Origin of the sequence: Streptomyces sp. AHU1 (genome assembly GCF_045343905.1) — a bacterium.
Taxonomy (GTDB): Bacteria; Actinomycetota; Actinomycetes; order Streptomycetales; family Streptomycetaceae; genus Streptomyces; species Streptomyces triticiradicis.
Genome location: NZ_CP174283.1, coordinates 6,051,932 through 6,069,081 on the forward strand (window position 1 = coordinate 6,051,932; position 17,150 = coordinate 6,069,081).

The following is a 17,150-nucleotide window of genomic DNA, read 5'->3' on the forward strand; positions in this document are numbered from 1 at the left end:
GTCGCGCCGTCTTCGCGGACTCCGGGTCCCGGTGCCCGTCCGTCACAGTTCATCTCGCAGTTCTTCGGAAATCCCGTACATCACGCAGCTCAAGGAGAGTCATCGAGCGATGGCCGGTCCAGCGTTCCGCGCCGCCGCCGTCCGGGTGCGCGTCCCCGCCACCAGTGCCAATCTCGGCCCGGGTTTCGACGCCTTCGGCCTGTCACTGGGGCTCTACGACGACGTGGTCGTCCGGGTGGCCGACTCAGGACTGCACATCGACATCGCGGGTGAGGGCAGCGAGACGCTGCCGCGCGACGAGAGGCATCTCCTCGTACGTTCCCTGCGCACCGCCTTCGATCTGCTGGGCGGACAGCCGCGCGGCCTCGAGATCGTCTGCGCCAACCGCATCCCGCACGGCCGGGGTCTCGGCTCCTCGTCGGCCGCCATCTGCGCCGGCATCGTCGCCGCCCGCGCGGTGACGATAGGCGGGGACAGCAGGCTCGACGACACCGCGCTCCTGGAGCTCGCGACCGAGATCGAGGGGCACCCCGACAACGTCGCGGCCTGTCTGCTCGGCGGTTTCACGCTCTCCTGGATGGAGTCCGGCGCCGCGCGGGCGATCAGGATGGACCCCGCGGACTCCATCGTTCCGGTGGTCTTCGTCCCCGGGAAGCCCGTGCTCACCGAGACGGCGCGCGGTCTGCTGCCGCGCACCGTCCCGCACGTCGACGCCGCCGCCAACGCGGGCCGTGCCGCACTGCTCGTCGAGGCGCTGACCAGGCGCCCCGAGCTGCTGCTGCCCGCCACCGAGGACCGGCTGCACCAGGAGTACCGCGCCCCGGCGATGCCGGAGAGCGCCGCGCTCGTGGAGCGCCTGCGCGCCGACGGCGTCCCGGCGGTGATCTCCGGCGCGGGACCCACGGTCCTCGCGCTGGCGGACCGCGCGTCGGCCGACAAGGTGGCCGATCTCGCAGGTCAGGGCTGGGCCGCCAACCGTCTGGACCTCGACGCCCAGGGGGCGTGCGTACTGCCCCTCGCACCTGTCGAGGTGGATTGACGACGCACGGTTGCCGGATTTCGAGAGGGGGAATGTTTGTTGGATCCGGTAGTGTTAACCTCAAGTCTGCACCCGACCCCACCATGGCGAGGTGCTTCGCGTCCCTGTCCGGGACACCCATTCTTCCGGGAGCCTCCCAAACTGCTACGTGCCTTGCATTGGGTGCCATGCGCTGAGCAGTGCTGAGCACGCTCCGGAACCGGCGTGACCGAGCCGATGACACCGAACCTCAGTGCCACGGCTCCGGAACCGTCATCATCTGCAATGTCTTCCGCCGCTTTGGCGGACCACCGCCCCGGCACGGTCCACACAGCAAGGGCCAATGCCGGACAGCACAACCGGTCGCCGAGCCAGACAGGCCGACGTCCGCTCCAGGGAAGGACCCTTCGTGAGCGACACCACCGATCTGATGGGCGCACGTGTCGAGGAGACCGCTGCCGCGCCCGCCACGGACGCCTCCGCGCCTGCCACCGGTGCCGGCTCCAGGCGACGCCGCGGTACCGGCCTCGAGGGCATGGTGCTGGCCGAGCTGCAGCAGGTCGCATCCGGCCTCGGCATCAGGGGCACCGCGCGGATGCGCAAGAGCCAGCTGATCGAGGTCATCAAGGAGGCGCAGGCCGGCGGAGGCGCTCCGGCCAAGGCGGCGTCCGACGCCGTCGAGACCAAGCCGAAGCGCCGGGCCACCTCGAAGGCCCGTACGGGTGACGAGGCCGCGGCCCCGGCCCCGGCTGCGGACAAGGCCGCCGAGAAGGCCGTCGCCCAGCAGCAGATCGAGATCCCCGGCCAGCCGGCCGGCGGTCCCTCCGGGGGAGAGGACGCCCCCGTCGAGCGCCGCCGTCGCCGTGCCACCGCCGAGGCGGGCAGCCCCGAGACGGTCACCGCCGAGGCGAAGAACGAGCCGAAGGCCGAGACGCAGGGCGAGGCCGAGGGCGCCGAGGGCCGTCGTGAGCGCCGCGACCGCCGTGACCGCGACCGGGGCGGCCGTGACCGCGACCGCCGTCCGGCCAAGGGCGACGAGCAGCAGGGCGGCCAGGGCGCCGGCCAGCAGCGCCCGGACCGTCAGGAGCGCCAGGACCGCCCGGACCGTCAGCAGCAGGGCGGCGGCCGTCAGGACCGCCAGCAGCCGCGCGACAACGGGCCGCAGGACGACGACGACTTCGAGGGCGGCCGCCGTGGCCGTCGCGGCCGTTACCGGGACCGCCGTGGCCGTCGTGGACGCGACGAGATCGCCGAGCCGCAGGTCGCCGACGACGACGTGCTGATCCCCGTCGCGGGCATCCTCGACATCCTCGACAACTACGCGTTCATCCGTACGTCGGGCTACCTGCCGGGTCCCAACGACGTGTACGTCTCCCTCGCCCAGGTCCGCAAGAACGGTCTGCGCAAGGGTGACCACGTCACCGGCGCCGTCCGTCAGCCCAAGGACGGCGAGCGCCGCGAGAAGTTCAACGCGCTGGTCCGCCTGGACTCGACCAACGGCATGGCCCCCGACTCCGGTCGTGGCCGTCCGGAGTTCAACAAGCTGACGCCGCTCTACCCGCAGGACCGGCTCCGCCTGGAGACCGACCCGGGTGTGCTGACGACCCGCATCATCGACCTCGTCGCGCCCATCGGAAAGGGCCAGCGCGGTCTGATCGTGGCCCCGCCGAAGACCGGCAAGACCATGATCATGCAGGCGATCGCCAACGCGATCACGCACAACAACCCCGAGTGCCACCTGATGGTCGTCCTGGTCGACGAGCGTCCGGAAGAGGTCACCGACATGCAGCGGTCGGTCAAGGGCGAGGTCATCTCCTCGACCTTCGACCGTCCGGCCGAGGACCACACCACGGTCGCCGAGCTCGCCATCGAGCGCGCCAAGCGCCTGGTGGAGCTGGGTCACGACGTCGTCGTGCTGCTCGACTCGATCACGCGTCTGGGCCGTGCGTACAACCTCGCCGCCCCGGCCTCCGGCCGCATCCTGTCCGGTGGTGTCGACTCGACCGCGCTGTACCCGCCGAAGCGCTTCTTCGGTGCCGCGCGCAACATCGAGGACGGCGGCTCGCTGACCATCCTGGCCACCGCGCTCGTCGACACCGGCTCGCGCATGGACGAGGTCATCTTCGAGGAGTTCAAGGGCACCGGCAACGCCGAGCTCAAGCTCGACCGGAAGCTCGCCGACAAGCGCATCTTCCCGGCGGTGGACGTCGACGCGTCCGGTACCCGCAAGGAAGAGATCCTGCTCGGCAGCGACGAGCTCGCCATCACCTGGAAGCTGCGCCGGGTGCTCCACGCGCTCGACCAGCAGCAGGCGATCGAGCTGCTCCTCGACAAGATGAAGCAGACGAAGTCGAACGCCGAGTTCCTGCTCCAGATCCAGAAGACCACGCCGTCGCCGGGCAACGGCAACGACTGACGTCCTCTCGACGAGGTCCTCGACGACCGGAGTTCGCAAGGCGGAAACGCAAAGGGCCGCCCCCGTCACCCAGGTGACGGGGGCGGCCCTTTGCGCTGTCTCGGACACGTGTACGATCGCGCCCTTGAACAACTGCTGATGCAGACCTGAACTCTTGAACTCTGAGGGGGGACTTGAGTGGATACGTCCACGTCCGGCGGCGGTCGGCACAGACGGCGGATACGGATCGCCGTCCCGGTCGCCGCGGCCGGCCTCGCCGCCGCCGTCGCCGGTGCGCTCCTGGTGTCGTCCGCGAACGCCGCGCCCAGCTCGTCGCTGCCCACGCCGACCGTGCGGCCCACCCACTCGACGCCGTCCCAGGCCGAGTTGGAGAAGCGTGTGGCGGGTGCCGTCGCCGGTGACGACGTCGCGGGCCGGACGACCCAGAAGGCGTCGCTGAGTGCCGGTACGAGCACGGCGAAGGTCGACCCGAAGATCATCGGCGGCACCACGACCACCATCTCCACGGCTCCGTGGATGGCGCAGCTCTGGTACTACGACGAGGCCAACGACATCGGCTTCTTCTGCGGTGGCTCCGTCGTCTCCCCGACGAAGATCCTCACCGCCGCGCACTGCGTCAAGGGCTACAACTGGAGCGCCAACGGCGCCGTCGTCACCGGCACCGCCCAGCTGGCGAGTGGCAGCACGCTTCCGTCGGGGGCCACGGTCACCGCTCCCCTGCGGCAGTGGAACCACCCGTCGTACAGCTCGACGACCATCGACAACGACATCGCGGTCATCACCCTGGCGAAGCCCGTCACGGCCAAGCCGATCCGCATGACGACGTCGGGCGACACCGCCTCGTACGCGTCGGGCACCGAGGCGACGCTCTACGGCTGGGGCCGCACCTCGTCCACCAGCCAGGACATCTCCCAGACGCTGAAGACGGCCAAGCTGCCGATCAAGTCCGACAGCACGTGCAACACGGCCATGAAGACGGTCCTCGACGGTGAGGACGCCTTCGTCGAGGGCCACATGGTCTGCGCGGGCACCGGGGCGACCGGCGCGAACGCCGGTACCACCACGGCCTGCAACGGAGACTCCGGCGGTCCGCTGATCGTCAACGACCGCATCGTGGGTGTCGTCTCCTGGGGTGTCGAGGACTGCGTCAAGAAGGGCGCGTACAGCGTCTTCTCGAAGGTCAGCACCTACGTCGGCGCCGCCTGGCCGCGCGTCGAGGACACCAACCTGAACGGCGACCACAAGGCCGACCTGTGGGTGCGCAGCTCGTCGACCAAGACCGGCTGGGAGAAGGACTCCAACGGCACCTCGTTCGGGGCGCGTCAGTCGTGGGGCGACTGGGACGGCGTGAACGTCGTGCTCCAGACCGACCTCAACCGGGACGGCTACCAGGACTTCGTGGTCCGCGAGAGCGCCACCGGTGACGTCCACTGGATGCACTGGCTGCCGTCGCTCGATGACTGGGCCGACGACAAGATCTTCACCAACTGGAAGACCCGCACCCGGATCATCGCCCCCGGCGACCTCACCGGCGACGGCCTGCCCGACATCCTCTCCGTCGACTCCTCCGGAGCGATGTGGGAGTACCCGGGCAACGGCAAGGGATCCTTCCCGACGCGCGTCCAGGTCGGCACCGGCTGGAACCAGTACAACTCCGTGCGCGGACACGGCGACTTCACCGGTGACGGCAAGGCCGACCTGCTCGCCCGTCAGTCGAGCACCGGCGACCTGTACCTGTACAAGGGCACCGGCAAGACCGGGTCCGGGGCGTTCTCCGCCCGGATCAAGGTGCGCAGCGCCTGGACCGGCTACAACGCCTTCGACGCCGTCGGTGACATCACCGGCGACGGCAAGGCCGACTTCCTGGCCCGCTCCTCCGGCAGCACCGGCACGCTCTACCTGTACGCCGGGACCGGAAAGGCCACCAGCGAGATCTTCTCGACGAGGAAGTCGGTGGGCACCGGCTTCCAGGCGTACGACATCTTCGGCTGACCGCGAGGGTGAGCGGGTCCTCCCCGCTCGCGCCGAACACACGGAGTGCCCACCACGTGACGTGGTGGGCACTCTGCGTCGTGCAACCCTTTCCCGGGTTTCCCCGTCTGACCGTACGGAGTGACCATGGAGCGGTACGCCTCGTCACGACCGGAGGGGCCTGGCCCTGAAAGCAGGGGGTAACCGACCGAGGACGCGAAGAGGAAGCCGAGGAGTCACATGCCCGCCGAGAGCACGCCGGAGCCCGCCATACCCGGGGATCCCGGCAGCAGCACCCCGCGCCGCCCGGAGGGCGGCCGCCGCAGCACGCGGAGCAAGGCCCTGATGATCACGGCCTGGACCGCGGCGGGTGTCGTGGCGCTCGGCGGCGCCGGAGCCGGCTACCTGTTCTTCAAGCTCAACGGCAACCTCAAGAGCGTCGACATCAACCAGGCGCTCGGCAGCGACCGGCCCCTGAAGATCGACAACGGCTCGCAGAACATCCTGGTCCTCGGCTCCGACACCCGCTCCGGCACCAACGGGAAGCTGGGCGGCGGCACCGACGACGGCAGCGCCCGCTCGGACACCGCGATGATCGTCCACGTGTACAAGGGCCACAAGCGGGCCAGCGTGGTCTCCGTCCCCCGTGACACCCTCGTCGAGCGACCCTCCTGCACCGACTCCGAGGGCACCGTCCACGGAGCGGTCTCGAACGCGATGTTCAACTCCGCCTACTCCACCGGCGGCGCCGCCTGCGCGGTGAAGACCGTCGAGTCCATGACCGGCATCCGCATGGACCACTACATCGAGATCGACTTCAGCGGCTTCCGGAAGCTGGTCGACGACCTCGGCGGCGTCACGGTCACCACGACGAAGGCCATCTCGGACAACGAGAGCCACCTGCGTCTGCCGGCCGGGTCGCACAAGCTCGACGGCAAGCAGGCGCTCGGCCTGGTCCGCACCCGGCACGGCGTCGGCGACGGCTCCGACCTCGGCCGCATCCAGCTCCAGCAGGCGTTCACGAAGGCGCTGGTCGACCAGGTCAAGCACATCGGGCTCCTGTCCAACCCGAAAAAGCTGTACGACCTCGCCGACACCGCGACCAAGACGGTGACCACCGACTCCGACCTCGGCAGCGTCACGAGCCTCGCCTCCTTCGCGGGCGGCCTCAAGGGCATCGGCTCGTCCCACATGACGATGGTGACGATGCCCGTCCAGTACGACCCCGCCGACGGCAACCGGGTCCTGGTCGACAAGGCCAAGGCCGAGCTGGTCTGGAAGGCGCTGGAAGCCGACCGGCCGATCCCGGCGGCCGCCACCGAGGGGACCGCCACCGGCGCCGCGAAGGGCGTCGTCAACCCCGGCTGACCTGCGCGCGGGCCCCGCGCCACCCCGTCCGCGGCCCCGGGGAATAGATCGCCGTGCCCCCTCGTTTTGGGGGATACGGCCAGTCCTGGCAGACTGGTACGTCGGCCCCGGTTCACGCGCCCGCATCCAGCGGAGGCGACCCGGCGCCCTCCCGAAACTAGGAGACACCTTGAAGCGCGACATCCACCCCGAGTACGTCGAGACGCAGGTCAGCTGCACCTGTGGCGCGTCGTTCACCACCCGTAGCACGATCTCCAGCGGCACCATCCGCGCCGAGGTCTGCTCCGAGTGCCACCCGTTCTACACGGGCAAGCAGAAGATCCTCGACACCGGTGGCCGTGTGGCCCGCTTCGAGGCCCGCTTCGGCAAGGCTGCCGCTGCCAGCAAGTAGCGAGCCCACAGCGCCGGTCTTCGGTGTTCCCCGTACGGGGGACGCCGGGACCGGCGCTTTGCGGTCCAGCCCCCTCCCCGGGCTCTCGACACGTTCGAGCAGGGGAACCCCACGCCGTACCTACGTCCCCGAGCCCTTCACGCAGCCGGGGACAGTCCATTGGAGCCGGAGATGTTCGAGGCGGTCGAGGAACTGATCGGCGAGCACGCCGATCTGGAGAAGAAGCTCGCTGACCCGTCGGTCCACGCCGACCAGGCCAACGCGCGCAAGCTCAACAAGCGCTACGCCGAGCTGACCCCGATCGTCGCGACGTACCGCTCCTGGAAGCAGACCGGGGACGACATCGGCACGGCCAAGGAGCTCGCCGCCGACGACCCCGACTTCGCCGCCGAGGTCAAGGACCTGGAGAAGCAGCGCGAGGAGCTCACCGAGAAGCTCCGCCTGCTGCTGGTCCCGCGCGACCCGAGCGACGACAAGGACGTCATCCTGGAGATCAAGGCGGGCGCCGGCGGCGACGAGTCCGCCCTGTTCGCCGGTGACCTGCTGCGCATGTACCTGCGCTACGCCGAGCGCATCGGCTGGAAGACCGAGATCATCGACTCCACCGAGTCCGAGCTCGGCGGCTACAAGGACGTCCAGGTCGCCGTGAAGACCAAGGGCGGCCAGGGCGCGACCGAGCCCGGCCAGGGCGTCTGGGCCCGGCTGAAGTACGAGGGCGGCGTGCACCGCGTGCAGCGCGTGCCCTCGACCGAGTCGCAGGGCCGCATCCACACCTCCGCCGCCGGTGTCCTCGTCACGCCCGAGGCCGAGGAGGTCGACGTCGAGATCCACGCGAACGACCTCCGCATCGACGTCTACCGCTCCTCGGGCCCCGGCGGCCAGTCCGTCAACACGACCGACTCCGCGGTGCGCATCACGCACATTCCCACCGGAGTCGTCGCCTCCTGCCAGAACGAGAAGAGCCAGCTGCAGAACAAGGAGCAGGCGATGCGTATCCTGCGCTCCAGGCTCCTCGCGGCGGCACAGGAGGAGGCGGAGCGGGAGGCCGCCGACGCCCGCCGCAGCCAGGTCCGCACGGTCGACCGCTCCGAGAAGATCCGTACGTACAACTTCCCGGAGAATCGCATCTCGGACCACCGCGTCGGCTTCAAGGCGTACAACTTGGACCAGGTGCTCGACGGTGAGCTCGACGCCGTCATCCAGGCCTGCGTCGACGCGGACTCGGCCGCCAAGCTCGCCGCCGCGTAACGGACGACCACAGTTCGGCGCCGTACGACCGGCGCCGTACACCTCACGACAACAGCTCAGCCCCGGAGGACCAGCGTGAACCTGCTGCTCGCGGAAGTGGCCCAGGCCACCCAGCGGCTGGCCGACGCCGGCGTGCCCTCGCCGCGCAACGACGCGGAGGAGCTCGCCGCCTTCGTGCACGGCGTGAAGCGGGGCGAGCTGCACACCGTCAAGGACGCGGACTTCGACGCCCGCTACTGGGAGGTGACCGCGCGCCGCGAGGCCCGCGAGCCGCTCCAGCACATCACCGGACGCGCCTACTTCCGCTACCTCGAACTCCAGGTGGGGCCCGGCGTCTTCGTGCCCCGTCCGGAGACCGAGTCGGTCGTCGGCTGGGCCATAGACGCCGTCCGCGCGATGGACGTCGTCGAACCGCTGATCGTCGACCTGTGCACCGGCTCGGGCGCCATCGCGCTCGCCCTCGCCCAGGAGGTCCCGCGCTCCCGGGTGCACGCCGTGGAGCTGTCCGAGGACGCCCTGCAGTGGACGCGCAAGAACGTCGAGGGATCCAGGGTCGACCTGCGCCAGGGGGACGCCCTCACGGCCTTCCCCGACCTCGACGGCCAGGTGGACCTGGTGATCTCCAACCCTCCGTACATCCCGCTCACCGAATGGGAGTACGTGGCGCCGGAGGCCCGGGACTACGACCCCGAGCTCGCCCTCTTCTCCGGCGAGGACGGACTCGACCTCATCCGCGGCATCGAGCGCACCGCGCACCGGCTGCTGCGGCCCGGCGGCGTCGTCGTCATCGAGCACGCCGACACCCAGGGCGGGCAGGTGCCCTGGATCTTCACCGAGGAGCGGGGCTGGGCCGACGCGGCCGACCACCCGGACCTCAACAAGCGGCCGCGGTTCGCGACCGCCCGCAAGGCGACGCCGTGAGCACGGCCCACGGAGCCCCGGCGCGCGGCGCCGTCGTGCGCCCGCGCACCGTGCCGTGCCGCGCCGCGTCCCCCCGCACCGCGTTTCTCCGCACCCCCAGCCAGCAGTACGTGTACGAGGAGGCCCGCTAAATGGCACGGCGATACGACACCAACGACGCGACCGACCGCACCACAGGTCTGCGTGAGGCGGCGTCCGCCGTCCGCCGTGGCGAACTGGTGGTCCTCCCGACGGACACCGTGTACGGCATCGGCGCGGACGCGTTCACCTCGGAGGCCGTCGCCGACCTGCTCGACGCCAAGGGCCGGGGCCGCAACATGCCCACCCCCGTCCTCATCGGCTCCCCGAACACCCTGCACGGCCTCGTCACGGACTTCTCCGAGATGGCCTGGGAGCTCGTCGACGCGTTCTGGCCGGGCGCCCTGACCCTGGTCGCCAAGCACCAGCCCTCGCTCCAGTGGGACCTGGGGGACACCCGGGGCACCGTGGCCATCCGTATGCCGCTGCACCCCGTCGCCATCGAGCTGCTCACCGAGGTCGGCCCGATGGCCGTCTCCTCCGCCAACCTCACCGGCCACCCGGCGCCGGAGGACTGCGACGCCGCGCAGGGCATGCTCGGCGACTCCGTCTCGGTCTACCTGGACGGCGGTCCGACCCCCGGCAACGTTCCCTCCTCGATCGTCGACGTCACCGGCAAGGTGCCCGTCCTGCTGCGCGCGGGCGCACTGTCGGCGGAGGAGCTCCGGAAGGTCGTACCCGACCTCGAGGTGGCGAATTGACAGCCCCCGAGCCCTCCGGGCTCCCGGCTCGGTCCGAGCAGGGAGCGCCCCCATGCGTGGCATAGGCACGCCGATCACCGGGACCGGCGGATCCCCGAGCGGGTCCTTCCGCATCCTCCACGTCAGCACCGGCAACGTGTGCCGCTCGCCGATCACCGAGCGGCTGACCCGGCATGCCCTGGCGGACCGGCTGGGCGACCCCCTGTGGGGCGGCCTCATCGTGGAGAGCGCCGGCACCTGGGGCCACGAGGGCGCGCCCATGGAGGCCAACGCCGCGACCGTCCTGACCGACTTCGGCGCGGACCCCTCCGGCTTCGTGGGGCGCGAGCTCCTCGACGACCACGTCATCCGCGCCGACCTGGTCCTGACGGCCACCCGCGACCACCGTGCCCAGGTCATCTCCATGGGGCACTCCGCCGGCCTGCGCACCTTCACGCTGAAGGAGTTCACCCGGCTGGTCCGCGCGATAGACACCGCGACCCTGCCGCCCCTCCAGGACGGCGTGGTCGAGCGCGCCGTCGCCCTGGTGCGGGCCGCCGCGGCGCTGCGCGGCTGGCTGCTGGCCCCGACCGCGGAGGCCGACGAGGTGCACGACCCCTACGGGGCGCCCCTGCCGTTCTTCCGGTCCATCGGGGACGAGATCAACGAGGCGCTGGACCCGGTCGTCACCGCTCTGACAGGGGTACCCGCGCGGACGTGACACCGGGCGCCCCACGGGTCCCGGTTCTACATTGGACGTAAGCGTCCCCCCGCAGATGTCCGGAGTCCACCATGCCGGTCGCCACCATGCCCGAAGCGGATGTCCTGGGCCGACAGGACCCCGAGCTCGCCGAGATCCTGCTCGGTGAGCTCGACCGGCAGTCGACCACGCTGCAGCTGATCGCCGCCGAGAACTTCACCTCGCCGGCCGTGCTGGCCGCGCTCGGCTCGCCCCTGGCGAACAAGTACGCGGAAGGCTATCCCGGCGCCCGCCACCACGGCGGCTGCGAGATCGTCGACGTCGCCGAGCGCCTCGCGGTCGACCGCGCCAAGGCCCTCTTCGGCGCCGATCACGCCAACGTCCAGTCCCACTCCGGGAGTTCGGCCGTCCTGGCCGCGTACGCCGCCCTGCTGCGCCCCGGTGACACCGTGCTGGCGATGGGCCTGCCCTTCGGCGGCCACCTCACCCACGGGTCGCCCGCGAACTTCTCCGGCCGCTGGTTCGACTTCGTCGGCTACGGCGTCGAGGCGGAGTCGGGACTGATCGACTACGAGCAGGTGCGCACCCTGGCCCGCGCCCGCCGCCCCAAGGCCATCGTCTGCGGGTCGATCTCGTACCCCCGGCACATCGACCACGCGCTGTTCCGGGAGATCGCCGACGAGGTCGGCGCCTATCTCATCGCGGACGCCGCCCACACCGTCGGGCTCGTCGCGGGGGGAGCGGCGCCGAACCCGGTGCCGTACGCCGACGTCGTGTGCGCCACCACGCACAAGGTGCTCCGCGGTCCGCGCGGCGGCATGCTCCTGTGCGGCGCCGAACTGGCCGAGCGGGTCGACCGGGCCGTCTTCCCCTTCACCCAGGGCGGCGCGCAGATGAACACCATCGCGGCCAAGGCCGTCGCGTTCGGCGAGGCGGCGACCCCGGCCTTCACGGCGTACGCGCACCAGGTGACCGCCAACGCGCGGGTGCTCGCCGCCGGGCTGGAGGCCGAGGGGCTCGCGGTCACCACCGGCGGCACCGACACCCACCTGCTGGTCGCGGACCCGGCGCCGCTCGGCGTCGAGGGGCGCACCGCGCGCGGCCGGCTGGCCGCCGCCGGTATGGTCCTCGACACCTGTGCGCTGCCTCACGGCGACATCCGCGGCCTGCGGCTCGGCACCGCGGCGCTGACCACCCAGGGGATGGGCGAGCCGGAGATGGCACGGGTCGCGGCCCTGTTCGCGGGGGTGCTGCGGGACGAGATCGACGGCCGGACGGCGCGGGAGGAAGTGCGGGAACTGACCGGAAGATTTCCGCCTTATCCGGACTGACCGGGGTACGCGTACCGGACCGCACGGCCACACGTGCAACCATCTTCGCTACCCGAAAGTCCTCAACCATATGCGTGCATCGCTAGGGTGTGGGGCTGTGATGGCCAGCGAGACCTGTGGGGAAGCCCGTGCGTGAATACCTGCTGACGCTCTGCATCACGGCCGCGGTGACGTATCTGCTGACAGGGCCGGTACGTAAATTCGCGATCGTGGCCGGAGCCATGCCGGAGATCCGGGCGCGCGACGTGCACCGTGAACCCACGCCGAGGCTCGGCGGCATCGCCATGTTCTTCGGGCTGTGCGCCGGCCTGCTGGTCGCCGACCACCTGAAGAACCTCAACGAGGTCTTCGCCAACTCGAACGAACCGCGTGCCCTGCTCTCCGGCGCCGCGCTGATCTGGCTGATCGGCGTGCTGGACGACAAGTTCGAGATCGACGCCCTGATCAAGCTGGGCGGCCAGATGATCGCCGCGGGCGTGATGGTCATGCAGGGTCTGACGATCCTGTGGCTGCCGATCCCCGGGGTCGGCCTGGTCGCGCTGACCCAGTGGCAGGGCACGCTGCTGACGGTGGCGCTCGTCGTGATCACCATCAACGCGGTCAACTTCGTGGACGGTCTCGACGGACTGGCCGCCGGCATGGTGTGCATCGCGTCCGCCGCGTTCTTCCTGTACGCCTACCGGATCTGGTACTCGTACGGCATCGAGGCCGCAGCCCCGGCGACGCTCTTCGCGGCGATCCTGATGGGCATGTGCCTGGGCTTCCTGCCGCACAACATGCACCCCGCGCGGATCTTCATGGGCGACTCCGGCTCGATGCTCATCGGTCTGGTGCTGGCCGCCGGCGCGATCTCCATCACCGGGCAGATCGACCCCGACGTGATGAACCTCTTCACCGGCTCCCCGCGCAACACCGTGCACCAGACGGTGCCGGTGTTCATCCCGCTGCTGCTGCCGCTGACGATCATCGCGATCCCGGCCGCCGACCTGGTGCTCGCCATCGTGCGCCGCACCTGGCGCGGGCAGTCGCCGTTCGCCGCCGACCGGGGGCATCTGCACCACCGCCTCCTGGAGGTCGGCCACTCGCACAGCCGCGCGGTGCTGATCATGTACTTCTGGTCGGCGCTGATCGCCTTCGGCGCCCTCGCGTACTCGGTCAACTCCGGGGCCATGTGGAGCGTGCTCGCCATCGCGGCGCTCAGCGCCGTCGGTCTCGTGCTGCTCCTGCTGCCGCGCTTCACACCGCGTGCCCCGCGCTGGGCCGAGCACTTCGTGCCGCCGCGCTACCGCCGTCGCAAGGCCGCCGCGGCGGCCGCCCCGGACGGGTCTCCCGTGACCCACGAGACGGCGTCGGCGGGCGAGCCGGACGAGGCGCGCGAGCACCGTGCTCCGGCGGCTGCGGGAGTCTCAGGAGCCAACGGAGCGACGGCGATCGGTGCGCGTCCGCGCCTTCTGGACCGGCGCGAGGCCGAGTCCTCGCGCTGAGCCGAAGGTAAGAATCTGACTAACGCGTGACCAAATCGTGGGGTAACAAAGCGCCCTAATACCAGACAAAGGGGCGCGTGAAATGCACAGACGCGCAGCTTCACTCTCATGTGTGACAGTTGGCACACCAACCAGGTAAAGACCTCATCAAATAGTTTGTGATACGGTTCACGAGAACCCAGGGCAGAGCCGAAGGACCCCAGTACGACGGTCCTTTGGCGTGAGGTTCTCTCTCAGCCCGGGACTACGCTCGTCCATGACGACACGCCCCCCTTACAAGCGGAGTTGCCGCCATGCCGTCCAATGACGCCCGGATCCTCCTTCAGGCCGCTGTGCCCACGGCTGCCGTCGGCGCGATTGCCGCCGTCGTCAGCGGTGCGGTCGCCGGCGGCAAGGGGGCGCTCGGAGCCGTCGTCGCGACGCTGGTGGTGGTCCTCTTCATGGGGCTGGGCCTCTACGTTCTGCAGCGCACCGCCAAATCGCTTCCGCACTTGTTCCAGGCGATGGGGCTCTTGCTCTACACGGCGCAGATTCTTCTGCTGTTCATCTTTGTCGCCGTGTTCAAGGACACCTCGCTGTTCAATCCCAAGTCCTTTGCGCTCACCCTGGTCGTCACCACCCTCGTGTGGATCGGCGCACAGGCGCGTGCCCATATGAAGGCCAAGATCCTTTACGTCGAACCCGACTCCTCGAAGGCCGAAAAGCCCGAGAACAAGGGTCAGTCGTCGTGAGAGGTAGGGCCGGGATAAGTGCACGTTGGAGATCCTGCTATCGTCCGGTGCCAACTGCGGCATCGCGGGCGCGGGCATCTGAGCTGACGCCTGTTCGATCGCGAGGCTTGATGCCCCTCTGCCGCCCCCACATCCGTAACACCAGCCCAGTGCCGAACCGCGGCCGTACGCCGCGCCGACACAACGAGGATGCCGTACCTATGCGCCACGCTGAAGGAGCCCGCGGTGAGTGCTGACCCGACGCAGGTGCTCGCCTTCGAGACCGACTGCCACATCTTCGACGGTTGTGGCTTCCCGGCACCCGGCCTGCACTCGTTCCTGTTCGAGCCCCTCTGGGGCGACGGGGACAGCAACCTGTACTTCAACAAGACGATGCTCCTGGCGCTGCTGGGCTCGCTTGTCATCGTCGGCTTCTTCTGGGCCGCGTTCCGCAAGCCGAAGGTCGTCCCGGGCAAGCTCCAGATGGTCGCCGAGGCCGGCTACGACTTCGTCCGCCGCGGCGTCGTCTACGAGACGATCGGAAAGAAGGAGGGCGAGAAGTACGTTCCGCTGATCGTCTCCCTGTTCTTCTTCGTCTGGATGATGAACCTCTGGTCGATCATTCCGCTCGCCCAGTTCCCGGTCACCGCGATCATCTCGTACCCGCTGGTGCTGGCCCTGATCGTCTACGTCCTGTGGGTCTCGCTGACCTTCAAGCGTCACGGCTTCGTGGGCTTCTTCAAGAACGTCACCGGCTACGACAAGTCGCTCGGCCCGGTCCTCCCGCTGGCCATGCTCATCGAGTTCTTCTCGAACCTGCTGGTCCGGCCGTTCACGCACGCCGTGCGACTCTTCGCGAACATGTTCGCGGGCCACACGCTGCTGCTGCTGTTCACGATCGCCAGCTGGTACCTGCTCAACGGCATCGGCATCGCCTACGCGGGCGTCTCGTTCATCATGACCATCGTGATGACGGCCTTCGAGCTCTTCATCCAGGCCCTGCAGGCGTACGTGTTCGTGCTGCTGACCTGCACCTACATCCAGGGCGCGCTGGCCGAGCACCACTGAGCGCCGCCCCTCCCACCACCCCGCATTCGTCCGGTGGCCACCCCCCACCGGTCCGTAAAGAAAAGGAAGAACTGGCATGTCCCAGACCCTTGCCGCTGTCTCCGGCTCGCTCGGCTCGATCGGTTACGGCCTCGCGGCCATCGGCCCCGGCGTCGGCGTCGGCATCATCTTCGGTAACGGCACCCAGGCCCTCGCCCGTCAGCCCGAGGCCGCCGGTCTGATCCGCGCCAACCAGATCCTCGGCTTCGCCTTCTGTGAGGCGCTCGCCCTCATCGGTCTGGTCATGCCGTTCGTCTACGGCAAGTGATCTTCGGATCCACGACAGCCCACTAGACGAAAGGCACTGACATGAGCCAGCTGCTCATTCTGGCGGCCGAGGAGACCGAAAACCCCCTCGTCCCGCCGATCCCCGAGCTTGTCATCGGCCTGCTCGCCTTCGTCATCGTCTTCGGCTTCCTGGCCTGGAAGCTCCTCCCGAACATCAACAAGGTTCTGGAGCAGCGTCGCGAGGCCATCGAGGGCGGTATCGAAAAGGCCGAGGCCGCGCAGACCGAGGCCCAGAGCGTTCTCGAGCAGTACAAGGCTCAGCTCGCCGAGGCCCGTCACGAGGCCGCGCGCCTGCGCCAGGAGGCACAGGAGCAGGGCGCCACGCTCATCGCCGAGATGCGCGCGGAAGGCCAGCGGCAGCGCGACGAGATCGTCGCCGCCGGCCACACGCAGATCGAGGCCGACCGCAAGGCCGCCGCTCAGTCGCTGCGTCAGGACGTCGGCACCCTCGCCACCGACCTGGCCGGCAAGCTGGTCGGCGAGTCCCTCGAGGACCACGCCCGCCAGAGCCGCGTCATCGACCGCTTCCTCTCCGAGCTTGAGGAGAAGGCCGAGGCGGCTCGATGACTGCACACGGAGCGAGCCGCGAGGCAACCGCAGCCGCACGTGGGCGTCTCGACGCGCTGACGGACTCGACGTCCGTGGACGCGGCCCGGCTCGCCGACGAGCTGGCCGCGGTCACCGCGCTGCTGCACCGCGAGGTGTCGCTGCGTCGGGTCCTCACCGACCCGGCGCAGCCCGGCGAGGCCAAGGCCGAGCTGGTCCAGCGCCTGATCGGCGGCCAGGTGGGCGGCGCCGCCGCCGACCTGGTGACCGGCATGGTGCGTTCCCGCTGGTCGCAGCCCCGCGACCTGGTGGACGCCCTTGAGGAGCTCACCGCCACCGCCGACCTCACGGCGGCGCAGCGGACGGGCAAGCTCGACGACGTCGAGGACGAGCTGTTCCGCTTCGGCCGGATCGTCGCCTCGAACACCGAGCTGCGCGCCGCGCTGACCGACCGGGCCGCCACCACGGCGGCCAAGAGCGAGCTGCTGCGCAGCCTGCTCGCCGGCCGGGCCGACGTGACGACCGAGCGTCTGGTGACGCGTCTCGTGACCGCGCCGCGCGGACGTAGCCTGGAAGCGGGACTCGAGTCCCTGTCCAAGCTCGCCGCCGAGCGCCGCGACCGCATGGTCGCCGTGGTCACCTCCGCGGTGCCGCTGAGCGACGGACAGAAGCAGCGCCTCGGCGCCGCCCTGGCCAAGCTCTACGGCCGCCCGATGCACCTCAACCTCGACGTGGACCCCGAGGTCCTCGGCGGGATCCGGGTGCAGGTCGGCGACGAGGTCATCAACGGCTCCATCGCGGACCGTCTCGAGGACGCCGCCCGCCGCATGGCGAGCTAGCAATAACAAAAGCAGTAAGCAATTACGGCCCTGGTTGGGCCGTGCAGAGGATTC

Annotated in this window: 17 protein-coding genes; all 17 read left to right on the plus strand. The window is 69.9% G+C overall.

Annotation, left to right across the window (positions count from 1 at the left end):
• Positions 1–109 precede the first annotated feature (109 nt).
• Positions 110–1,039 (plus strand): homoserine kinase, encoded by a 930-nt coding sequence (gene thrB / locus ACICHK_RS27115; RefSeq protein ID WP_103550976.1) that lies wholly within the window; start codon positions 110–112, stop codon positions 1,037–1,039.
• Positions 1,040–1,427: 388 nt separating this feature from the next.
• Positions 1,428–3,434: a transcription termination factor Rho gene (gene rho / locus ACICHK_RS27120; protein ID WP_151472292.1), complete on the plus strand. Its 2,007-nt coding sequence runs from the start codon at positions 1,428–1,430 to the stop codon at positions 3,432–3,434.
• A 177-nt stretch (positions 3,435–3,611) separates the two neighbouring features.
• A complete protein-coding gene (locus tag ACICHK_RS27125; protein WP_406838922.1) occupies positions 3,612–5,426 on the plus strand; it encodes a trypsin-like serine protease in 1,815 nt (604 codons plus the stop codon).
• Between the two features lie 219 nt (positions 5,427–5,645).
• Complete coding sequence (locus ACICHK_RS27130) at positions 5,646–6,773, plus strand: LCP family protein (protein ID WP_406838923.1); 1,128 nt, start codon at positions 5,646–5,648, stop codon at positions 6,771–6,773.
• 169 nt (positions 6,774–6,942) lie between these two features.
• Positions 6,943–7,164, plus strand: coding sequence for a 50S ribosomal protein L31 (gene rpmE, locus ACICHK_RS27135; RefSeq protein ID WP_037624960.1), 222 nt, complete (start codon positions 6,943–6,945; stop codon positions 7,162–7,164).
• Positions 7,165–7,335: 171 nt separating this feature from the next.
• Entirely contained in the window at positions 7,336–8,412 is a 1,077-nt protein-coding gene (gene prfA / locus ACICHK_RS27140; RefSeq protein WP_037624958.1) for a peptide chain release factor 1, read from the plus strand.
• A gap of 75 nt (positions 8,413–8,487) precedes the next feature.
• Positions 8,488–9,333, plus strand: coding sequence for a peptide chain release factor N(5)-glutamine methyltransferase (gene prmC, locus ACICHK_RS27145; protein ID WP_151472290.1), 846 nt, complete (start codon positions 8,488–8,490; stop codon positions 9,331–9,333).
• Entirely contained in the window at positions 9,330–9,464 is a 135-nt protein-coding gene (locus ACICHK_RS27150; protein ID WP_406838924.1) for a hypothetical protein, read from the plus strand. Before prmC ends, ACICHK_RS27150 begins: the two co-directional genes overlap by 4 nt.
• Positions 9,465–10,112: an L-threonylcarbamoyladenylate synthase gene (locus ACICHK_RS27155; protein ID WP_103550972.1), complete on the plus strand. Its 648-nt coding sequence runs from the start codon at positions 9,465–9,467 to the stop codon at positions 10,110–10,112.
• Positions 10,113–10,164: 52 nt separating this feature from the next.
• Positions 10,165–10,812, plus strand: a complete 648-nt coding sequence (locus tag ACICHK_RS27160) for a protein-tyrosine-phosphatase (RefSeq protein ID WP_151472289.1) — start codon at positions 10,165–10,167, stop codon at positions 10,810–10,812.
• 71 nt (positions 10,813–10,883) lie between these two features.
• Positions 10,884–12,122, plus strand: a complete 1,239-nt coding sequence (glyA, locus tag ACICHK_RS27165) for a serine hydroxymethyltransferase (protein WP_406838925.1) — start codon at positions 10,884–10,886, stop codon at positions 12,120–12,122.
• 128 nt (positions 12,123–12,250) lie between these two features.
• A complete protein-coding gene (locus tag ACICHK_RS27170; RefSeq protein ID WP_406838926.1) occupies positions 12,251–13,606 on the plus strand; it encodes an MraY family glycosyltransferase in 1,356 nt (451 codons plus the stop codon).
• Positions 13,607–13,899: 293 nt separating this feature from the next.
• Positions 13,900–14,337, plus strand: coding sequence for a hypothetical protein (locus tag ACICHK_RS27175; RefSeq protein ID WP_406838927.1), 438 nt, complete (start codon positions 13,900–13,902; stop codon positions 14,335–14,337).
• Positions 14,338–14,562: 225 nt separating this feature from the next.
• Entirely contained in the window at positions 14,563–15,384 is an 822-nt protein-coding gene (gene atpB / locus ACICHK_RS27180; protein ID WP_151472285.1) for a F0F1 ATP synthase subunit A, read from the plus strand.
• Positions 15,385–15,460: 76 nt separating this feature from the next.
• Positions 15,461–15,691 (plus strand): ATP synthase F0 subunit C, encoded by a 231-nt coding sequence (gene atpE, locus ACICHK_RS27185; protein WP_024884520.1) that lies wholly within the window; start codon positions 15,461–15,463, stop codon positions 15,689–15,691.
• 41 nt (positions 15,692–15,732) lie between these two features.
• Entirely contained in the window at positions 15,733–16,278 is a 546-nt protein-coding gene (locus tag ACICHK_RS27190; RefSeq protein WP_151472284.1) for a F0F1 ATP synthase subunit B, read from the plus strand.
• Positions 16,275–17,096, plus strand: a complete 822-nt coding sequence (locus tag ACICHK_RS27195; RefSeq protein WP_406838928.1) for a F0F1 ATP synthase subunit delta — start codon at positions 16,275–16,277, stop codon at positions 17,094–17,096. The genes ACICHK_RS27190 and ACICHK_RS27195 overlap by 4 nt, the downstream gene beginning before the upstream one ends.
• The last annotated feature ends 54 nt before the right edge of the window (positions 17,097–17,150 follow it).

What these genes read in the sequence shown, in the direction of transcription:
- thrB (WP_103550976.1), top strand. Translation starts at nt 110, where the DNA reads ATGGCCGGTCCAGCGTTCCGCGCCGCCGCCGTCCGGGTGCGCGTCCCC.
- ACICHK_RS27130 (WP_406838923.1), top strand. Translation starts at nt 5,646, where the DNA reads ATGCCCGCCGAGAGCACGCCGGAGCCCGCCATACCCGGGGATCCCGGC.
- prfA (WP_037624958.1), top strand. Translation starts at nt 7,336, where the DNA reads ATGTTCGAGGCGGTCGAGGAACTGATCGGCGAGCACGCCGATCTGGAG.
- ACICHK_RS27155 (WP_103550972.1), top strand. Translation starts at nt 9,465, where the DNA reads ATGGCACGGCGATACGACACCAACGACGCGACCGACCGCACCACAGGT.
- ACICHK_RS27160 (WP_151472289.1), top strand. Translation starts at nt 10,165, where the DNA reads ATGCGTGGCATAGGCACGCCGATCACCGGGACCGGCGGATCCCCGAGC.
- glyA (WP_406838925.1), top strand. Translation starts at nt 10,884, where the DNA reads ATGCCGGTCGCCACCATGCCCGAAGCGGATGTCCTGGGCCGACAGGAC.
- ACICHK_RS27175 (WP_406838927.1), top strand. Translation starts at nt 13,900, where the DNA reads ATGCCGTCCAATGACGCCCGGATCCTCCTTCAGGCCGCTGTGCCCACG.
- atpE (WP_024884520.1), top strand. Translation starts at nt 15,461, where the DNA reads ATGTCCCAGACCCTTGCCGCTGTCTCCGGCTCGCTCGGCTCGATCGGT.
- ACICHK_RS27190 (WP_151472284.1), top strand. Translation starts at nt 15,733, where the DNA reads ATGAGCCAGCTGCTCATTCTGGCGGCCGAGGAGACCGAAAACCCCCTC.
- ACICHK_RS27195 (WP_406838928.1), top strand. Translation starts at nt 16,275, where the DNA reads ATGACTGCACACGGAGCGAGCCGCGAGGCAACCGCAGCCGCACGTGGG.